At 73.3% G+C, this 18,125-nt stretch carries 18 protein-coding genes and 1 pseudogene; 9 read left to right on the top strand and 10 right to left on the bottom strand.

What is annotated here, in order from left to right:
• Positions 1-112: 112 nt before the first annotated feature.
• Positions 113-892, bottom strand: a complete 780-nt coding sequence (locus MOV08_RS34255) for a class I SAM-dependent methyltransferase (protein WP_039638192.1) — start codon at positions 890-892, stop codon at positions 113-115.
• A gap of 109 nt (positions 893-1,001) precedes the next feature.
• On the opposite strand from MOV08_RS34255, the gene MOV08_RS34250 reads away from it, so the two are divergent.
• From MOV08_RS34250 to MOV08_RS34240, 3 genes are all read left to right on the top strand, one after another.
• Positions 1,002-1,181, top strand: coding sequence for a hypothetical protein (locus MOV08_RS34250; RefSeq protein ID WP_039638191.1), 180 nt, complete (start codon positions 1,002-1,004; stop codon positions 1,179-1,181).
• Positions 1,182-1,308: 127 nt separating this feature from the next.
• The gene (locus MOV08_RS34245; RefSeq protein WP_239010203.1) at positions 1,309-1,566 is read left to right on the top strand and encodes a DUF5133 domain-containing protein; all 258 of its coding nucleotides are present in this window, start codon (positions 1,309-1,311) and stop codon (positions 1,564-1,566) included.
• Between the two features lie 42 nt (positions 1,567-1,608).
• On the top strand, positions 1,609-4,074 hold the full coding sequence (locus tag MOV08_RS34240) for a phosphoketolase family protein (protein ID WP_078875995.1): 2,466 nt from the start codon (positions 1,609-1,611) through the stop codon (positions 4,072-4,074).
• A gap of 44 nt (positions 4,075-4,118) precedes the next feature.
• Here the strand turns inward: MOV08_RS34240 and MOV08_RS34235 are convergent, their stop codons facing one another.
• Positions 4,119-4,784, bottom strand: a complete 666-nt coding sequence (locus MOV08_RS34235; protein WP_039638188.1) for an HhH-GDP family DNA glycosylase — start codon at positions 4,782-4,784, stop codon at positions 4,119-4,121.
• 232 nt (positions 4,785-5,016) lie between these two features.
• Between MOV08_RS34235 and ku the strand changes: the two genes are divergently transcribed.
• Positions 5,017-6,099, top strand: coding sequence for a non-homologous end joining protein Ku (gene ku, locus MOV08_RS34230; RefSeq protein WP_275310157.1), 1,083 nt, complete (start codon positions 5,017-5,019; stop codon positions 6,097-6,099).
• Between the two features lie 43 nt (positions 6,100-6,142).
• On the opposite strand, the gene MOV08_RS34225 is transcribed toward ku, so the two are convergent.
• Positions 6,143-7,753, bottom strand: coding sequence for an alpha/beta hydrolase (locus MOV08_RS34225; RefSeq protein WP_275310155.1), 1,611 nt, complete (start codon positions 7,751-7,753; stop codon positions 6,143-6,145).
• 157 nt (positions 7,754-7,910) lie between these two features.
• Positions 7,911-8,954 carry an Lrp/AsnC family transcriptional regulator gene (locus MOV08_RS34220; RefSeq protein WP_275310153.1) on the bottom strand — a complete coding sequence of 348 codons (1,044 nt, stop codon included), beginning with the start codon at positions 8,952-8,954 and terminating at the stop codon, positions 7,911-7,913.
• A gap of 153 nt (positions 8,955-9,107) precedes the next feature.
• Between MOV08_RS34220 and MOV08_RS34215 the strand changes: the two genes are divergently transcribed.
• Complete coding sequence (locus MOV08_RS34215) at positions 9,108-9,614, top strand: DNA-binding protein (protein ID WP_275310152.1); 507 nt, start codon at positions 9,108-9,110, stop codon at positions 9,612-9,614.
• Between the two features lie 41 nt (positions 9,615-9,655).
• A complete protein-coding gene (locus tag MOV08_RS34210) occupies positions 9,656-10,585 on the top strand; it encodes a GNAT family N-acetyltransferase (protein WP_275310150.1) in 930 nt (309 codons plus the stop codon).
• A 50-nt stretch (positions 10,586-10,635) separates the two neighbouring features.
• Here MOV08_RS34210 and MOV08_RS34205 read toward each other — a convergent pair.
• Positions 10,636-10,785 (bottom strand): annotated as a pseudogene (locus tag MOV08_RS34205) (SDR family NAD(P)-dependent oxidoreductase); the annotation flags it as partial.
• 89 nt (positions 10,786-10,874) lie between these two features.
• A complete protein-coding gene (locus tag MOV08_RS34200) occupies positions 10,875-12,047 on the bottom strand; it encodes an acyl-CoA dehydrogenase family protein (RefSeq protein WP_275310149.1) in 1,173 nt (390 codons plus the stop codon).
• A gap of 231 nt (positions 12,048-12,278) precedes the next feature.
• Here MOV08_RS34200 and MOV08_RS34195 point away from each other — a divergent pair, with 231 nt between their 5' ends.
• Positions 12,279-13,079 (top strand): alpha/beta fold hydrolase, encoded by an 801-nt coding sequence (locus MOV08_RS34195; RefSeq protein WP_275310148.1) that lies wholly within the window; start codon positions 12,279-12,281, stop codon positions 13,077-13,079.
• Positions 13,080-13,475: 396 nt separating this feature from the next.
• On the opposite strand, the gene MOV08_RS34185 is transcribed toward MOV08_RS34195, so the two are convergent.
• Positions 13,476-14,033, bottom strand: coding sequence for an RNA polymerase sigma factor (locus tag MOV08_RS34185; RefSeq protein WP_039638180.1), 558 nt, complete (start codon positions 14,031-14,033; stop codon positions 13,476-13,478).
• A gap of 323 nt (positions 14,034-14,356) precedes the next feature.
• Between MOV08_RS34185 and MOV08_RS34180 the strand changes: the two genes are divergently transcribed.
• A complete protein-coding gene (locus MOV08_RS34180) occupies positions 14,357-14,665 on the top strand; it encodes a hypothetical protein (protein WP_039638179.1) in 309 nt (102 codons plus the stop codon).
• A 92-nt stretch (positions 14,666-14,757) separates the two neighbouring features.
• Positions 14,758-15,288 (top strand): cupin domain-containing protein, encoded by a 531-nt coding sequence (locus MOV08_RS34175; protein WP_275310147.1) that lies wholly within the window; start codon positions 14,758-14,760, stop codon positions 15,286-15,288.
• A 167-nt stretch (positions 15,289-15,455) separates the two neighbouring features.
• Here MOV08_RS34175 and MOV08_RS34170 read toward each other — a convergent pair whose 3' ends face one another.
• From MOV08_RS34170 to MOV08_RS34160, 3 genes are all read right to left on the bottom strand, one after another.
• The gene (locus MOV08_RS34170; RefSeq protein ID WP_275310146.1) at positions 15,456-16,112 is read right to left on the bottom strand and encodes a hypothetical protein; all 657 of its coding nucleotides are present in this window, start codon (positions 16,110-16,112) and stop codon (positions 15,456-15,458) included.
• Positions 16,113-16,433: 321 nt separating this feature from the next.
• Positions 16,434-16,868: a VOC family protein gene (locus MOV08_RS34165; RefSeq protein ID WP_275310144.1), complete on the bottom strand. Its 435-nt coding sequence runs from the start codon at positions 16,866-16,868 to the stop codon at positions 16,434-16,436.
• A gap of 131 nt (positions 16,869-16,999) precedes the next feature.
• Positions 17,000-18,016, bottom strand: a complete 1,017-nt coding sequence (locus tag MOV08_RS34160; protein WP_275310143.1) for an MDR family NADP-dependent oxidoreductase — start codon at positions 18,014-18,016, stop codon at positions 17,000-17,002.
• Positions 18,017-18,125 lie beyond the last annotated feature (109 nt).

Here is an 18,125-nt window from a genome sequence, read left to right as displayed (position 1 = left end):
CTCGGTGCTCCTCGGCCCGCGGTCCGACGCCCGCACCGGGACCGTCCTCGCTACCAGAGGAGCACAGCCGCCCCGAAAGTGCGATCGGTGCCGGTCGGCGGGCCCGCGAGGGTCAGTCCGGGAGGGCCCTGAGCAGGACCAACGAACCCTCCAGGAAGCGTTGTTCGCGCAGTGCGCCGTGGCGGGCGTCCCAGGTGCCGTCGGCCAGGTCGCGGCGGAGCGCGTCGGCGAAGCGGGTGCGGGCCGGCTCGTCGACGAAGCTCCAGGCGGAGCACGCCCGGCGGGCGCCGGGGTCCAGGAGGCGCTCGGGGCGCCCGTAGTACGCCTCGTTGAAGCCGTCGGAGCAGTCCAGGGGGATCGGGACCGGCTCGACGGCGACGGTGCCGCCGAGGGCGGACGCCAGCGCGTCGATCCCGGGGTAGCGGCGGGCCTCGGTGTCCAGGACCTCGGGGCAGTAGGCGTACAGCCAGAAGTCCCGGACCCGCCGCGGGTCGCAGGTCAGCACGACGACCGGGCCGCGGGCCACCCGGCGCAGCTCGCGCAGCCCGGCCGCCGGGTCGCTCCACTGGTGGACGCTGAAGGTGGTCATCGCGGCGTCGAAGGAGTCGTCGGCGAAGGGGAGTTGTTCGGCGACCGCGTCGATCGCCGGGGCGAGGTGGGGCGGCCGCTGGGCGCGCATCGCCGCGGACGGCTCGACGGCGGTGACCTCGCGGGAGGTCGCTTCGTAGGAGCCGGCGCCGGCTCCGACGTTCACCACCGTGCGCGCGGCGCCCAGGGCCCGGTCGATCCGGGCGGCGATCCGCGGGTCGGGGCGGCGGTGCTCGGCGTAGCCCCCGCCGACGGCGCCGTAGTCCACATCGCCGGCACTGCCGTCGCACGCGCGCTCATCCATGACGTGAACGTATCAACGGGTCGGCGCCGCGGGCGGGCGGATCCCGCGAAAGGGCGGCGGGCGGCGGACCGGCGCACGATGGAACCACCCAGGAGGGAGTACCACCAGCATGAGCAGCGCGACGACGGGTGACGGGCCGGGGCCCGTGCCCAGTGGACCGCGGCCGGTGCCGCACGACCCGGGGACGCCCGAGCCGGCCGAGGAGCCCGCGGAGGACCCCGGTACGGCCCCCGAGGAGCCGCCCGGCGCCCGCCCCGGCGAGGACCCGGCGCCCGAGCCGCCCGACTGAGGCCGGGCGGCCGGCGGCGGGCCCTTCCGGTTGCAGCGACCGCCCGTCCGGCGCAAGGTGGGAGCCACTCCGGTCCGGGCGCACCTCGACGCGCCCGCCAGCCGCCCCGGGCACGCACGCCGGGCCGATGTCGGGAGAAGAAGACGGCATGCTGCTGCCGGACAAGTCCGTACTCGCCTCGCTGCTGCGGCGCTACCGCGTCTGGGAGCGGGTGGTGCTCGCCGACCCGCACGACCCGGTGGCCCGGCGTCGGCTGGAGGACCTCGCGTACACGCTGTGCGTGCTGATGGGCCGGCGCACCGTCCACGAGGCGATCATCGAGGCGGAGCAGTACCTCGCGACCGATCGGGCGGCGCCCCGAACCGTCGAACGGCGCAACCCGTAGGGCGCGCCGGGCCAAGCCGCCGCGCGAACCGAGGAGCCGAGCGTGGGACACCCCGGAAACCCGACGACCACCGCGTCGCCGCCCTCGGCGGCCGGCGCGGCCGACCCCGCCGCCCCGCTCGGCCCGAGCGAGCTGAACGCCCTCGACGCGCACTGGCGGGCCGCCAACTACCTCTCCGCCGGGCAGATCTACCTGATGGCCAACCCGCTGCTGTCCGAGCCGCTGCGCCCGGAGCACATCAAACCCCGGCTGCTGGGCCACTGGGGCACCTCCCCCGGTCTGAACCTCGTGCACACCCACCTCAACCGGGTGATCAAGGCCCGGGAGCTGGACGCACTGTGCGTCTGGGGGCCGGGGCACGGCGGGCCGGCGGTCCTGGCCAACTCCTGGCTGGACGGGACGTACACCGAGACGTACCCGGACGTGACCCGGGACGCGGCGGGGATGGCGCGGCTGTTCCGGCAGTTCTCGTTCCCCGGCGGGGTGCCGAGCCATGTCGCGCCCGAGACCCCGGGCTCCATCCACGAGGGCGGCGAACTGGGCTACTCCCTCACCCATGCCTACGGCGCGGCCTTCGACAACCCGGAACTGCTGGTCGCCTGCGTGATCGGCGACGGTGAGGCCGAGACCGGACCGCTCGCCGCGTCCTGGCACGCCACCAAGTTCCTGGACCCGGTGCACGACGGCGCGGTGCTGCCGATCCTGCACCTCAACGGCTACAAGATCGCCAATCCGACGGTGCTGGCCCGCATCCCCGAGGACGAGCTGGACGCCCTGCTGCGCGGCTACGGCCACGACCCGCTGCACGTCACCGGCGACGACCCGGCCGCGGTGCACCAGGCGATGGCCGCCGCCCTGGACCTGGCGCTGGACCGGATTGCGGCGATCCAGCGGCGGGCCCGCGCGGACGGCGACGCCGGGCGGCCCCGGTGGCCGGCGATCGTGCTGCGCACGCCCAAGGGCTGGACCGGTCCGCGGGAGGTGGACGGGCAGCCCGTGGAGGGCACCTGGCGCGCCCACCAGGTCCCGCTGGCCGGGGTGCGCGACCACGCCGACCACCGCCACCAACTGGAGCAGTGGCTGCGCTCGTACCGGCCGGAGGAACTGTTCGACGAGGCGGGGCGGCCCCGGCCGGCGGTGCTGGCGTGCCTGCCCGAGGGCCGGCGCCGGCTGGGCGCCTCCCCGCACGCCAACGGCGGCCTGCTGCTGCGCGAGCTGCCGCTGCCGCCGCTGGAACGGCACGCGGTGGAGGTGGCCAAGCCCGGCACCGCGCTGCACGAGCCGACCCGGGTGCTCGGCACCCTGCTGGCCGACGTCATGGCGGCGACCGCCGGGCGCCGCGACTTCCGGCTCGTCGGCCCGGACGAGACCGCCTCGAACCGGCTGGACGCCGTCTACGGCGTCACCGCCAAGGCGTGGCAGGCGGCCACGCTCCCCACCGACGAGCACCTCGCGCGCGACGGCCGGGTGATGGAGGTGCTCTCCGAACACCTCTGCCAGGGCTGGTTGGAGGGCTATCTGCTCACCGGGCGGCACGGGTTGTTCTCCAGCTACGAGGCGTTCGCGCACATCGTCGACTCGATGGTCAACCAGCACGTCAAGTGGCTGCGGACGGCGCGCCGGCTGCCCTGGCGGCGGCCCGTCGCCTCCCTGAACTACCTCCTCACCTCGCACGTCTGGCGGCAGGACCACAACGGCTTCTCCCACCAGGACCCCGGCTTCGTCGACCACGTCCTCAACAAGAGTCCCGAGGTCGTCCGGGTCTATCTGCCGCCGGACGCCAACACCCTGCTGGTGGTGGCCGACCACGCGCTGCGCAGCCGCGACCACGTCAATGTGATCGTGGCCGGCAAGCAGCCCTGCTTCGACTGGCTCACCCTCGACCAGGCCCGGGTGCACTGCGCCCGCGGCGCCGGTGTCTGGGAGTGGGCGGGCACCGAGAACGGCGGGCCTCCGCGCGGCCTCGCCCCCGCGCGGAGCACCGACGCCTCGCCCCCGGACGTGGTGCTGGCCTGCGCCGGGGACGTGCCGACGCAGGAGACGCTGGCCGCCGCCGACCTGCTGCGCCGCCATCTGCCGGAGCTGGCCGTGCGGGTGGTCAACGTCGTCGACATGACCCGGTTGCTGCCGGCGGACGTCCATCCGCACGGGATGCCGGACTCCGAGTTCGACGCCCTGTTCACCCCCGACAAGCCGATCATCTTCGCCTACCACGGCTACCCCTGGCTGATCCACCGGCTCTGCTACCGCCGGACCGGCCACCGACACCTGCACGTCCACGGCTACAAGGAGCAGGGCACCACCACCACGCCGTTCGACATGGTCGTCCTCAACGACCTCGACCGGTTCCGGCTGGTGATGGACGTGGTGGACCGGGTGCCGGGGCTGGGCGCCCACGCGGTGGCGCTGCGGCAGGCGATGGCGGACGCCCGGACCCGGCACCACGCCTGGATCCGGGAGCACGGCACGGACCTGCCGGAAGTCGCGGAGTGGACCTGGACGGGGTGACCGCCGCCCGTTCTCACCTTCTCCGCCCGCTTCTTGACGGTCCGTCAGGCGAACTGCCCGGCCCGTTCCCGCACCTCCTCGACCACCGACCGGTCCAGCGCCGCGCGCACCAGCGCCGAGGCCAGCGCGGCGGTCTCGGCCGCGGGCACCAGCCGGCGCAGCCGGTCCGGGTCCTCCGGCAGCCCCAACCGCCCGGCGCCCTGGAGGGCCTTGGCGTCGAGGTACGGGGCGAACTCCGGCCATACGCCCTGCACTTCGCGGACGAAGATGCCGGAGCCGGCCGGCCCGACGCCCGGCAGTTCCTGGAGCGCGCCGCGCAGCGCCCCGAGGTCGCCGTCGGCCGCCGCCCGCATCCGCCGCAGATCGCCGCCGTGGCGGTCCAGCAGGAGTCGCGCCCCGTCGCCGAGACGGGTGGCGGTGCTCTCGTCGTAGCGGCGGTAGCCGCCCGCGCCGAGCGCCTCGACCCGCTGCCGCCAGGGCGCGTCGGCCATCCGCCGGGGCGTGCCCAGCCCGGCGTCGAACAGGGCGCGGGCCGCCGCCACCGCCACCGAGGCGCGGATCCGCGCACCGAGCAGGTCGGCGAGGACCAGGAGCTGGTAGAGCGGTTGCGGGGTGTCGCGCAGACGGATCCCGGCCTCGGCGGCGTAGGTCCGCCCGTGGCGGTCCAGCAGGGCGCGGACGAGGTCCTGGTGGGCGGGGCGCGGGCTCATCGGGTGCCTCCGGGGTTCGGGCGGGCATCGGGTCGGCGCCGCCTCCGGGCGCTCGGGGCGGCGCGGAACGACCGACCGCGCTGCGCCACGGCCGACCACTGCGGGCGGGGTACCCGGTCGGCCCGGCCGGGATGCTAGGGCGTCCGGGTGGTAGGCGCCGGCCGGCAGGCGGGACGTCGCGGACTCGACCTAGGCTGGTACGGCACCGAACCGCACCACGAAGGCGGCTCCCATGCGGCCCACCGCGAAGTTCTCCCTCAGCTTCGGCCTGGTCACGATCCCGGTGGCCGCCTACAACGCCACCGACACCGCCGCCTCGGTCAGCTTCGTGCGGATCCACACGGCGGACGGCGGGCGGGTCCGCAACCAGCCGGTCTGCTCCCTCGAAGGCACCGAGGTCTCCCCGGACGAGATCGGCCGCGGCTACCGGACCGACGACGACACCATCGTCCCGCTGACCGACGACGACCTGGACGCGCTGCCGCTGCCGACCGCCAGGACCCTGACCATCCTGGCCTTCGTCGCCGGCGGCGACATCGATCCGCTCCAGATCGGCAAGGGCTACTACCTGGGCGCCGACGGCCCCGCGGCGGCCAAGCCCTACGCCCTGCTGCGGGACGCGATGGAGCGGCACCGGCGGGTGGGCCTGGGCAAGATCGCGCTGCACGGCCGGGAGACCCTGGCCATGATCCGGCCGGTGGAGGACGTGCTGGTCATGCAGGTGCTGCTGTGGCCGCACCAGATCCGTCCGATGACCGGTGTCCTCCCCGAGCGGGAGGTGAAGGTCGCCGCCGACGAGGTGCGGGCGGCGGAGACGTTGATGGACTCCTTCGGCGGGCTGTCCGAGGAGGACGTGCACGACCACTACCGGGAGGCCCTGGAGGAGATCGTCGCGGCCAAGCTCGCGCACCGCGCGCCGGAGTTCGAGGCCGGCGAGGAGCCGCCGGCGGGCCGGGTGATGGACCTGATGGCGGCGCTCCAGGACAGCGTGCGGGCCGCGAAGCGGGCCCGCGGCGAGATCGACGAGGCGGCGGAGGCGAACGGGAGCGGCGACGGGCGGCCGGCCGGCCGTACGGCGACGAGGACGGCGGCCCGCAAGACCGCTTCCCGGAAGGCCGCCGCCGCGGGAAAGACCGCGCAGCGCAAGCCCGCGAAGGCCACGGCGGCGGGCACGGGGACGGCGAAGGCCGCTGCCGCGGCCGGGAAGAAGACGACCGCGGCGGCCAAGGGCAGCGGCGCGCAGAAGGCCGCGGGAACGGCCCGGAAGGCCACGGCGGCCAAGCGGGCCACCGGCCGCGGGCGGAAGGCGGGCTGAGGCCCACGCCGGGCCGGGTTGCCGCAGGCGGCGACCCGGCCGGTCAGCGGCAGCCGGTGCCGCCGACCGGCAGCGCCCCGTCGATCAGGAACGCGTCCACCTTCTGCCGCACGCACGGGTTGCCGGAGGGGTACGCGGCGTGTCCCTGGCCGTGGTACGTCAGCACCACGCTGGCGTTGCCCAGCGCCCGGGCCATGTGCGCGGCGCCCTCGTACGGCGTGGCCGGGTCGTCGGTGGTGGCGACGAGCAGGGCGGGCGGTGCGTCGTGGGCCGCCACGTCGCGGGAGGAGTCGTCGCCCGGGACGGGCCAGCCGTAGCAGTCCAGCAGGGTCGGGGCGATGTCCGGGCCGAAGAGCGGGGACGCCTGGGTGAGTTCGCGCCGGGCGCGCGGGAAGTCGGCGGGGCCGTAGCGCTCGGAGGTGTCCCGGCAGCTGATCGCCCGGAGGGCCAGTTGGTCCTGGGAGGGCATCGCCGCGGTCGCGGTGAGCCCGGGGCGACGGGCGGCGGTGCCGGTGCTGCCGCCCGCGCCGCCGCTGCCGCTGCCGCTGCCGCTCAGCTGGAGGATCCCGGACCCGTCCCCGTCGCGCAGCTGCGCCAGGGCGTCCCGCAGGGCGGGCCAGCTGTCCCGGCTGTAGAGGGACTGCCGCAGCGCGTAGACATAGGCCGTGCCGTCGACCTGCGTGCCCCGCACCCGCAGCGGATGGTCCGTCAACTTCTGGTACCAGTCGGCGAGTTGACGTCGCACGGTCGCATCGTCGGAGCCCAGCGGGCAGTGGCCGGTGTGCACGCAGTCGGTGGCGAAGTCGTCGAGCAGCCGCTGGAAGCCGCGGGCCTGGGCGACCGCGGTCTGCCAGGTGTTCCTGGTCGGGTCCTCGACGCTGTCCAGCACCAACCGGCCGGCAGTGCGGGGGAAGATGTGGGCGTAGACCGAGCCGAGCCGGGTGCCGTAGGAGAAGCCCAGGTAGGTGAGCTTGCGGTCGCCGACGGCGGACCGCAGGACGTCCATGTCCCGGGCGACGTCGGGGGTGCCGACCCAGGGCAGCAGCTCGCCGGAGTACCGGCCGCAGGCTTCGTTGATGCGCTTCTCGTTGGCGGCGAGGCCCTCCGCGCCGGTGCCGCCGGCCGGGGTGTAGCCGGTGCCGCAGGAGATCGGTTCGGTGTGGCCGGTGCCGCGCGGGTCGAAGCTCACCAGGTCGTAGCGCTGGCCGAGGTGGGCGAAGCCGTCGCTGTTGCCGATGAGGTAGTTCACGCCCGAGTCGCCGGGGCCGCCGGGGTTGATGACCAGCGAGCCGAGCCGCTTGCCGGGCCCGGTCGCCGGCAGCCGGACCAGTTGCACGCGCAGCGTGCCGCGCTCGGGGTGGGCGTAGTCGCGCGGGACCTCCAGCCGGGCGCACTGGAAGCGGCGCGCGCCGGCGGACGGCGGCGCGGCGCCGGTCGGTGGCGGCGAGCCGTGCGAGGACGGGGACGGGCCGGTGCCGGGGAAGCCCGCCGGGCAGGGCTGCCAGGCCGGCTGCTGCGCGTAGAAGCGGGTGAGGTCCGGGCCGGCGGCGGCCGGGGCCGGGCCGGGGGACGCCACCGCGGCCGGAATCCCGGCCAGGGCGCCGGACAGCGCGCCCGCCGCCAGCACCGCGAGGGATCCGCGAAGACCCGGCATACCCCGAGGGTAGGGCCGGGCACCCGAACAGGCATCCGGACGCGGGGCCGCGCCGGCCCGGCGGCCGGCACCGGGATGCGGGGCAACCGCCCGGTCGGCGGGATGCGGGGCGGCGGCCCGCTTCCGCGCGGCGGCCCAGGGCTGGCGCCGCCCGCGGTCAGCGCCGCAGCGGCAGCAGCGCCCCGGCGCGTTTCACGGTGCGGATGACCGGGGCGGTCTCCAGCGTCCGGATGGCGTCCAACGACGCGATCCGCCCGGTCAGATAGTGGGCGAGGTCGAGCGGGTCCCGGCAGTTGACGGCGGCCACCAGATTGGTCGGCCCGGTGGTCATCGCGACGAAGGACACCTCGGGGTGCCCGGCCATCGCCGCGACCACCTCGGTGAGCCGGGAGGGCCGTACCGACATCCACAGCCGGGCCTCGGTGCGGAAGCCGAGGGCGGCGGGCGGGATGTCGACGAGGAAGGCGAGCACGCCGGCCCGCCGCAGCACGGCCAGGCGGCGGCGCACGGTCGACTCGGACACCCCGGCCGCGGCGGCGAGTTCGGTGTGGCCGGCCCGGCCGTCCCGCGACAGCACCTCGACGAGCGCCCGGTCCGCCGGCCCGAGCGCGCGCCCGCCCTCCTCGGTGCCCGGGACGTCCCCGTCCGCTCCGAACGCCTCGTCCGCGGCCGGCGGGGCGAGCAGGGCGACCTGTTCCGGGGTGAGCCGCGCGGCGCCCGCCGGCAGTGCCACGGGGCCGCCCCCGGGCCGCGCGACGCCGGGCCCCCGCGGGAGGCCGAGCAGCAGGTGGGCGGTGACCGAGGTGACCCGGCCGGTCCCGGGGAGCTTACGCAGCAACAGTTCCTCGCCGCGGTCGGCGGTGGGCGTCTGGACGCTGCAGGAGATCTCGGTGCCGCCGGAGAGCAGATGGACGTAGGAGGTGTCGGGGCGGGCCGCCAGGGCGTCGGCGAGCGCGGTCGCCGCGTCCGGTGTGCAGCGCAGCCGGAGGGTCCAGGCGCTGTGGCCGAGCCGGGCACCGTTGAGGACGCCGACGACGCGCAGCACGCCCGCGGTGCGCAGCCGGCGGTAGCGGCGGGCGACGGTGTTCTCGGAGACCCCGAGGGCGGCCCCGACGAGCCGGAACGGCGCCCGGCCGTCGATCTCCAGGGCGTGCACCAGCCCCGTGTCCACCTCGTCCAGCACGACGGTTTCCGGCTTCATCCCGGGAAGTCTGCCAGCATCCGCCATCCCGGCCGCCCGCCACCTGTCTCACGTGAACGACCCGCTCAAACGACCCGCTTAAACGACTCACTTAAACAACTCGTTCACAATATTCCGTTGACAACGAGGTGCGCACGGCGGCACTCTGACGGCATGTCATCGACCTCGGAACAGCAGCCCGCGTCCGCCCGCCCGGCCGACCCGTTCACTCCCCCCGATCCCGGCCAGGCCCGCGCGCACCGCGCCCACGCCGCCCTCTTCCGCATCGCCGAACGCCATGCGGCCACCGACGAGCAGCGCCGCCGCCAGGCCCACCCCTCGCTCATCGGCCCCCACGAAGCCGTCCGGATCGTCTCGTTCCTGCTCAGCGGCGCCGCCCAACTCCACGACGGCGAAGCGGAGGTGGACCGCGCCGACATCACCGCCGCGCTGAGCCTGGTGCCCATGGCGCGCGGCGACATGGACGAACTGGAAACCGGGCTCCTCCAGATGGCGCGCGGCCGCGGCATGACCTGGCAGGAGATCTCCTTCGGCCTTGGCCTCGGCACCCCGCAGGCCGCCCGGCAGCGCTACGAACGACTGGCCGGCCGCACCGCCACCGACTCCGACTCCACCAGCAGCTCCGACTCCACCACCGGCTCCGGCGCCGAAGCGGAGTGAGGCCGTGGCGGGCCCGGCCGCACCAGCAGTAGTCTCCGCGGATGCCCGAACCCACGCCGGCGCTGCCGGCCGGCTACCAGGGGCGGCCGGCCACCGCCGACGACGTGCCGACGATCCACCGCCTGGTCGCGGAGTGCGAGCGCGCACTGCACGGCCAGGCACAGACCGACCCCGGCGGCATCGCCGCGGACTTCAACAGGCCGGGCCTGGTGCCCGAGTCGGACACCCTGCTGGTCCACGACGGGGTGGGCCGGTTGGCCGCCCGGGCCTGGGTGAACCGGCGTTCCGAGGTGGACGTCCACCCCGTGCACCGGGGTCGCGGCCTGGGGGCCGCGCTGCTGGACTGGGCCGAGGCCCGGGCCCGCCGGGCCGGGAGCGAGGGGATCGTCCAGACCGTGCCGGACGACGACACGCACGCCGTCGCGCTGCTGCGGTCGCGCGGGTACGCGCCGCTGGTGACCGCCTGGCTGCTGGAGTTCACGATGCCCGACGAGCCGGCGGCGCCCGAGTTGCCCGAGCCGCCGCCGGGCGTCACGATCCGGTCGTTCCGCGCCGGCGACGAGCACGCCGCGCACCGGCTCGTCGAGGACGCCTTCGCCGCATGGCAACCGCGCCGCATGCCGTACGAGGAGTGGGCCCGACACACCGTCGACCGGCCCACCTTCGCGCCTGCCATGTCGCCACTCGCCTTCGCCGACGGCCAACTCGTCGGCGCCGTCATGTCGTTGGACCTGAACGACACGGGCGAAGGCCATCTGGAGCAGCTCGCGGTCCGCAGCGACCACCGCAACCGGGGCGTGGCCCGCCTCCTGTTGCGCCACGCCTTCCGCGCCTTCCACCGGCAGGGCCGGCGGACCTGCACCCTGTGGACCCACTCGGACACCGGCGCGCTCACCCTGTACCTGCGGGTGGGCATGACGGTCAGGCGCAGTTCCACGGTCTTCCGCAAGGGGCTGACGGCAGGCGCCTGAATCGGGCAGCCCCCGCGGGCGCGCCCACGCCCTCCCCCCCCCGCCAACCGTCAGCCCGCCTCCGCCGTGGCGAGCAGCGACTCGGACAGGGTCCACAGGCGCCGCGCGGCCTCGGGATCGACGGCGTAGCGGGCCACGCCGTGGAGCGTCCCGGTGCGGCGGTCCACTGTCTCGGTCTCGTTGCAGTCGACGAAGTACCGATGCGCGCCGCGCCGGCGGCGGCGAACGCGTCGATCGACGCGGGGTCGGCCAGGTCCAGCGGGGCGACGTGCACGGCGGTTCTCCCCGCTCACGCGTCGAGGCCGCCGCGCTTGACCAGCTGGCCGGCGATCACATTGCGCTGGATCTCGTTGGTGCCCTCCCCCACGATCATCAGCGGCGCGTCACGGAAGTATCGCTCCACGTCGAACTCGGTGGAATAGCCGTAACCGCCGTGGATGCGCACCGCGTTGAGGGCGATCTGCAGGGCGGTCTCGGACGCGAAGAGCTTGGCCATGCCGGCCTCCATGTCCACCCGTCGGCCGGCGTCCGCCTCGCGCGCCGCGTACAGGGTGAGCTGACGGGCCGCGGTGAGCGACGTGGCCATGTCCGCGAGGTAGTTGCCGATGGACTGGTGCTGCCAGATCGGCTTGCCGAACGCCTCGCGCTGCCGGGCGTAGGCGAGCGCGTCCTCCAGGGCCGCGCGTCCGACGCCGAGGGCCCGGGCGGCGACCTGGAGCCGGCCGGTCTCCAGGCCCTTCATCATCTGGCCAAAACCCTTGCCCTCGACGCCGCCCAGCAGGGCGTCGTCGGGCGCCCGGCAGTCCTCGAACGACAGCTCGCAGCTCTCCACGCCCTTGTAGCCGAGCTTGGGCAGGTCCCGGGAGACGGTGAGCCCTGGGCCGTGCTCGACGAGGAGGAGGGAGATGCCCCGGTGCGCGGGGGCTGCGGTCGGGTCCGTCTTGCACAGCAGCGCGATCAGTTGCGAGCGGCGGGAGTTGGTGATCCAGGTCTTCGTCCCGTTGATCAGGTAGCCCCCGCCGCGCGCGTCCTTGCGGGCGACGGTGCGCAGGGCCTGGAGATCGGAGCCCCCGCCCGGTTCGGTCAGCGCCATGGTGGCCCGGATCTCGCCGGTGGCCATCTTCGGCAGATAGCGGCGCTTCTGCCCCTCGGTGCCGTAGCGCACCAGCAGCTTGGCGACGACGGTGTGGCCGCCCATCGCGCCGGCCAGACTCATCCAACCGCGCGCCAACTCCTCGGTGACCAGGACGTAGCACGGGGTGGAGACGGGCGTGCCGCCGTACTCCTCGGGGACGGCGAGACCGAAGACGCCGAGCCGCTTCATCTGCTCGATCAGTGCCTCGGGGTAGATGTCGCCGTGCTCCAGTTCCCGGACGACGGGTTTGACGTCCCTGTCGACGAAGTCGTGCACCGTGCCGACGACGCTCTGCTCGTCCTCCGAGAGGACATCGAGGGTGCTCATCCGCGACGCTCCTTGTCTCCACCGGGTCCTCGACTGCGGCCGGAACGCGCTCCGTTCGGCCGGATACCCTCGTGCATGCTCACGCGAGCAGCGAGGGGCGGGCAACGGGGGATGCCGCCATGCGGGGGACGGGCGACGGGCGGCCGGCGCGGACGGTGGTCGACGGCCACGTGCCTCGCCCGGCCCACCCGCCGGCGTCCGGCCGCCCTCGCCGAACCCGGAGGAAGGCCCATGACCGACAGCGCCCCGCGCGTTCCCGACCTCGCCCGCGCCGCCGACGGCACCCGGCTCGCCTACCAGCGCCGGGGTGCGGGACACCCCCTCGTCCTGCTGCCCGGGCAGGCCAACAACCACCACTGGTGGGACCCGGTGCGGGCGGACTTCCACGGCACGCACACCACGATCACCCTCGACTACCGCGGCACCGGTGACAGCGATGCACCGCAGGGCGGCTACTCCACACGGCAGTTCGCGGACGACGTCATCGCGGTGCTCGACGCCTCGGGTGTCGAGCGGGCCGACGTCTACGGGACCTCCATGGGCGGCCGGGTCGCCCAGTGGGTCGCCGCGCGGTACCCCGAGCGGGTCCGGCGGCTCATCCTGGGCTGCACCTCCCCGGGCGGCCCGCACGCCGTGGAATGCGACGCTTCCGTGCGGCGCGCCCTGGCCCACCCCCACCCGGAGACCGCGCGCCGGACCCTGGTGGACCTGATGTACTCCCCCGCCTGGCGCGCCGACCACCCCGGCCCCTACCCGACCCTCGGCGACCCCGACATGCCCCCGCACGCCCGCCGCGGACACCTGGTGGCCAGCAACGCGCACGATGCCTGGGACGCGCTCCCCGACATCGGCGCGCCCACCCTGATCCTCCACGGCGACCAGGACCGACTCACCCCGCCGGACAACGTCCCGCTGCTCGCCGCCCGCATCCCGGACGCCAGGACGCACCTCTTCCGCGGTGCCCGGCACGCCTACTTCCACGAGCGCCGCGCGGAGGCCGGCGGCCTGGTCGCGGCGTTCCTGGGTGGCTAGCGGAGACGACCTGGGACCTGTCCCCCGCCGGCGGCGACGCGCCCGGGTACGTCCCCCGGCCCGCGGTGGTCAGTGTGCATCGGCCGTTCTCGCAGGAGCGCCGGAGGCGGCCCCGGGACAGGGTCTGCATCAGCCCGACCGCCCAGCACATCGGGCACCCGCGCAAGGCGAACAGGCCGACCGGCAGCAGCACCGGGCTCGCCGGGCCGACGGCCGGGAGGAGCGCCACCGAGCCGGCCAGCGCGCCGAACCCCACCGCCCCGCGCACCAGGTGCCGGGTCAGCGAGGTGCTCGCGAAGTCGCGACCGTCGGCCTTCGTTTCCGCCACTCCGGCCTGGGGATCCGTCACTTCGGCCTTCGGTTCCGTCACGTCGACCTTGGGTTCCGTCATTCCCGTCATCGCTGTCCTCCGGGGGTCGAGTCGGGTGTGACACCGAGTGCGTGCTGGACCGCCGCGCGGGCCCGGTGCAGACGCGATTTCATCGCCGCCGTGCTGAGGCCCAGCGCATCGGCGACCGTGCGTCCGCTGTGGCCCTGTAGGTCGCGCATGATCAGCACCCGGCGCTGGTCGGGCGGCAGCGCGGCGACCGCCGCCGCCACCCGGTCCGCCTCCAGGCGGCGCAGCGCCTCCGCCTCGGCCGATTCCACGGCGGTGTCCGGCACCGGTGGGCGGTCCCACACCCGGCTCCGTGCGCGTCGGAGGCACTCGTTGCGGACGATCCGGAACATCCACGACGCCAGTGCGCCGGAGGCCCGCAGCATCCCGATCCTGCGGTAGAGGATGATCAGGGCTTCCTGCGCGGCGTCCTCGGCGTCCTCCGGCGTCGCGCAGAGGGAACGGGCGAAGCGCTGCACGTTCGGGTGCGAGCCCGACACCAGCGCGGAGATCGCCCCGACCTCGCCGCGCTGCGCGGCGACGATCAGCTGTTCTCCGGGCCAGGCCGAGTCAACCACGCCCACCTCGCTTGCGCTGTACGACGAACACGCACGTGCACAACAGCACCACGCCGACGGCGACACCGATACCAAGGAAACAGGGGCCTGCCCTGCTGTTTCGCCGGGAGCCTCGGGCTTAGGTCGTCGGCTCGTGCCCCCAGGCCGACACCTCGAACCCGCGCCTGCACGCGCAGCCGCACCCGGACTCCGTACCCCCTCTCTGCGCGCGCCGCCCCGTTGACGTCGCTCGTCCGACGACTGCCGCGCGAGATGTTTAGTGATCGTTTATTGCGGCTCGGCAGGATGTGGAGCGTCGAGAAGGATCCTGCGCAGGGGACGGTATGGCCAAGCTGTATCTGGAGAAGCTCACGTGCGTCACGACCGAGGGCTGGAGCGGCTTCGATGAACCGAGGCTCGTCGTCCAGGACCGCGGCACCGTGTGGAATGGAACGGTGCTGGGAGATCGGATGTACACCGTCAAGTACGACTGCGACTTCACGGGGACCATTGCCGTCTCCCTCGGGGAGGCCGGCACCTCGGGCGGGGACGGCAAGCTCGGGGAGCAGTGGATCACGGACACGCCCGGCGAGCGCACTCTGCGCTTCAGGGCGGACGGCGCCGAGTACAGGCTGCTGTACGCGGTGGAGTAGGAAGCTCGGCCGGACGACGCCCTCGTTGCGGCACGCGGGAGATCAACTGGCTTTCCCCTACGTGGCGTTGGGCAGTGCGCCACAATGCCCCCATGACCGATGATCAGTCCCGAATTCCCGCCCGTGCACTGCTGCGTCGCCCCCAGGACGGTGAGCTCATAGACGTCGCCGGTGTCGCGCACTTCTTCCGGTTGACCGGCGAACACACGGGCGGGCACTTCGCCTTCGAGGAGTTCAGCCTCGCCCCTGGAGTGATCGGCGCCAGACCGCATGTGCACGATGGGCACGACGAGTACTTCTACGTCCTCGACGGCGAGTTGACGCTGCACACCGGGGACGGCGAGGTAACGGCCGGCCCCGGGCATCTGCTCGCCGCGACCCGCGGCACCCCGCACGGCTTCCGCAATGCGGGCACGGTCCCCGCACGCGCCCTGTGTCTCTACACTCCCGCCGGCTACGAGGACTACTTCCGCGACGTCCACGCCGCGGTGAGCGCCGGGGCCGAAGCGACCGATGAGCTGCTGGCCGAATTCCGCAGCCGCTACCGGACCAGTTCCTACCAGGTTCCCCCGGCATCATTTCGCGCCTCAGCTCACGGGGATGCGCCTCGTTCGAGCTATTAGCCTGCGCCGCGGCTCTTCACCAATGCGCCACGAATAAGAGTGATGACGCCTACATCATGTGCGGCCGGCTTCCTGAGCACGGAGCCGGTGGAGATCTCCACACGGAATTGAGCCCCCTCGCTCATGACGCAAGGGGGCTCAACGGGCCGGCGACTACCGCACCGGCGTCAGTCAGCTCCACCCAAATCAACGCAGTAGCTCATCATGCGACTGCCCTTGAATGTGGCGACCTGAACTCCAATATTGTCGATGCCACCCTTGTACTTGACCGACGTCCACCCCTCCTTGTGTTTGCCATAGCCGGAAACCTTGTTCCAGCGGCCCTGCACGGTTTTCCCGTGCATGTCCACTATGAGGATTCGAATCGCCGCATAGCGACCGTCGGCCCTGCCGTCCGCCAGGTCCATCTTGACGCTGAGGGTTGCGCTTGGCCCGTGCCAGTTGTAGATGTCCGCCCCGCCCGACGCCCCGATGTCGCCCGTGGTGCACGCTCGCTGCACCACAGGGTCACCCGAGCCGACTGCGGGAGTGCGGGCTTTTCCGATGTCGGCTGAAGCCGTCCGCGTCGACCCGCCGAGGGCCACGGCGGCCTGTGCGGGCACGGCGGCCAGGACGGCTGCTCCCGCAGCGGCACAAGCCGCGAGTTTGCACATCCCCGTTTTGCCATGCATTTTCTGGACCTTCCCCCAAAGTCGGACGAAGGGAATGCGACTTCCCAACGACCATTCCTTGCATCCATGTATTTTGATCACGAGCAGATGCCCGTCTGCACCGACACCCGCCCATAGCGGCACTGAAAGCGGAACCGATTGGGAAGCAGCCATTCCACCGCTATCACGCCGACGACTGCACGCATGCATTCACACGCACCGGCATGCCAGGCGTGACGCACACGCCACGCTAACACAAATGCACGCATCGCATTATCGAAAATCGACGGATCATTACGCGGCATTTGCGTTGACTGCCCCCCGTCGACGGTATTCGACGCCTTCTTCGTACCGAGCTCCGGGTATCACGCGTTTTCCCTTCCCCGTCCTACTGGTGGGGGGCGCCGCAACCGCAACGACCGCACGGCATGGGAACCATCCGGTGCGAAGGCCGCCGTCGGCCGGAGCAAACTGCCTTGCCGGCCCGGAGGATGCTCAGTCGAGACAGAACTCGTTGCCCTCGATGTCCTGCATCGCGATGCAGGACTCATTGACGCCATCGGCACGCAGCAGTTGCACGCGTACCGCGCCGAGCGCGACCAGTCGTGTGCACTCGACCTCAAGCGCGGCCAGGCGCTCTTCACCCACGAGTCCGGTGCCGACCCGCACGTCGAGATGCACCCGGTTCTTGACGACCTTGCCCTCGGGAACGCGTTGAAAGAACAGCCGCGGGCCCGCACCTGAGGGATCGATACAGGCGAACGCCGAACCCTGGCGCTCAGGCGGCAGCGAGCGATCGTAGGCGTCCCACGTGGCGAACCCCTCCGGTGGCGGCGGTACGACGTACCCCAACACCTCGCACCAGAAACGGGCGACGCGCTCAGGTTCTGCGCAGTCGAAAGTGACTTGGACCTGCCTGATCGATGACATCGGCGCACCATAGCAGGGGGGATCAATCCACTCATCTCCCGGCGTGGATGCGCATGTTGCGGGAAGGCGGCCCCTGTTGGCCGCTGCTGTGTCCCTCGCCGAAGTGGTTTTGTGCCTGGCCCGGAAGCGGGTCAGAGCTCCACGTGCACCGCGCCTACGTGCCGGCCCTCCACCAGCTCCCGCAGCGCGCGCGGTGCCTGGTCGAGCCCGGTCAGCACGGTGCGGGGGAAGGTGAGCGTGCCGTCCCGCAGCGCGCGGCCGAAGAAGTCGGTCCACTCGGGGATGACGTCGAGGTGGTCGAAGAGCGCCGCGCCGCGCAACGTGACGCTGCCTGAGATGAGGGCATGGGGGTCGATCTCCGTGACGGCCGAGTCGCCCAACTGCCCGGCCAGTGCGCCGATCAACGCAATGCGTGCCCCGCGTCGGGCCAACGCCATCGCCGACTTCAGCTGCTCGCCGCCCACGTTGTCGACGACCACGTCGAGCCCGTCCGGCGCAGCGGCCCGCAGCTGTTCGTCGAGGGAGCCCGCGTTGCGCAGCACGACGGCGTCGTAGCCCAGTTCCTTCGTCAGGATGTCGGCCTTGCGCTGTGAGCTGGTGGAGCCGATGACCCGGGCCGCGCCGCGCAGCCTGGCGATCTGCCCGGCCAGCGAGCCCACACCACCTGCCGCGCTGGTCACGAACACCGTGTCGCCCTGGCGGACTTCACCGGCACGCACGACGCCCAGGTAGGCCGCGGCGCCCTGCGAAAGGTGCGCGGCCGGGAAGGGCAGCGCACCCGGGTCCAGGCACTGGACGGCCTGCGCATCCAGCACCGCGTACTCCCGCCAGCCACCGGTCTGGCTGGCGACCAGATCCCCCACCTGCAAACCACTGTCACCTGCGTCCACGACCTCTGCAATACCGGGTCCCGGCACGCAGGCGCCGACGTCGAACGGCGGCATCGGCAACTCGCCGCGGCCACGGATCAGTTCGCTCATGATGGTGAGGACGGCCAGTGTGGTGGTGCGGACGAGCACCTGGCCCGGCCCCGGCACGGGCACCGGGACCTCCACGACGGTGAAGTGCTCCTCGGAGGGCGCACCCGTGGGACGGGTGACGAGGTGGACCTCTCGATGAGTCGCCGGGACGGCGGATGATGCGGACATGCGCTGACTCCTGATCTCGTCCGGTCAGTACCGCGGGAACCCGGTCCTGCCGGCAGGACCGGGGCACCCTGCCCACAGAACGCCCCCTCCGTGTCCCAAGATCCCGGTT

It is taken from the genome of Streptomyces yunnanensis (genome assembly GCF_029011865.1).
In the GTDB taxonomy this organism is placed as follows: Bacteria; Actinomycetota; Actinomycetes; order Streptomycetales; family Streptomycetaceae; genus Streptomyces; species Streptomyces yunnanensis.
The sequence above is the reverse complement of the archived record's forward strand: the minus strand, read 5'-3'. Positions and strand labels throughout refer to the sequence as shown.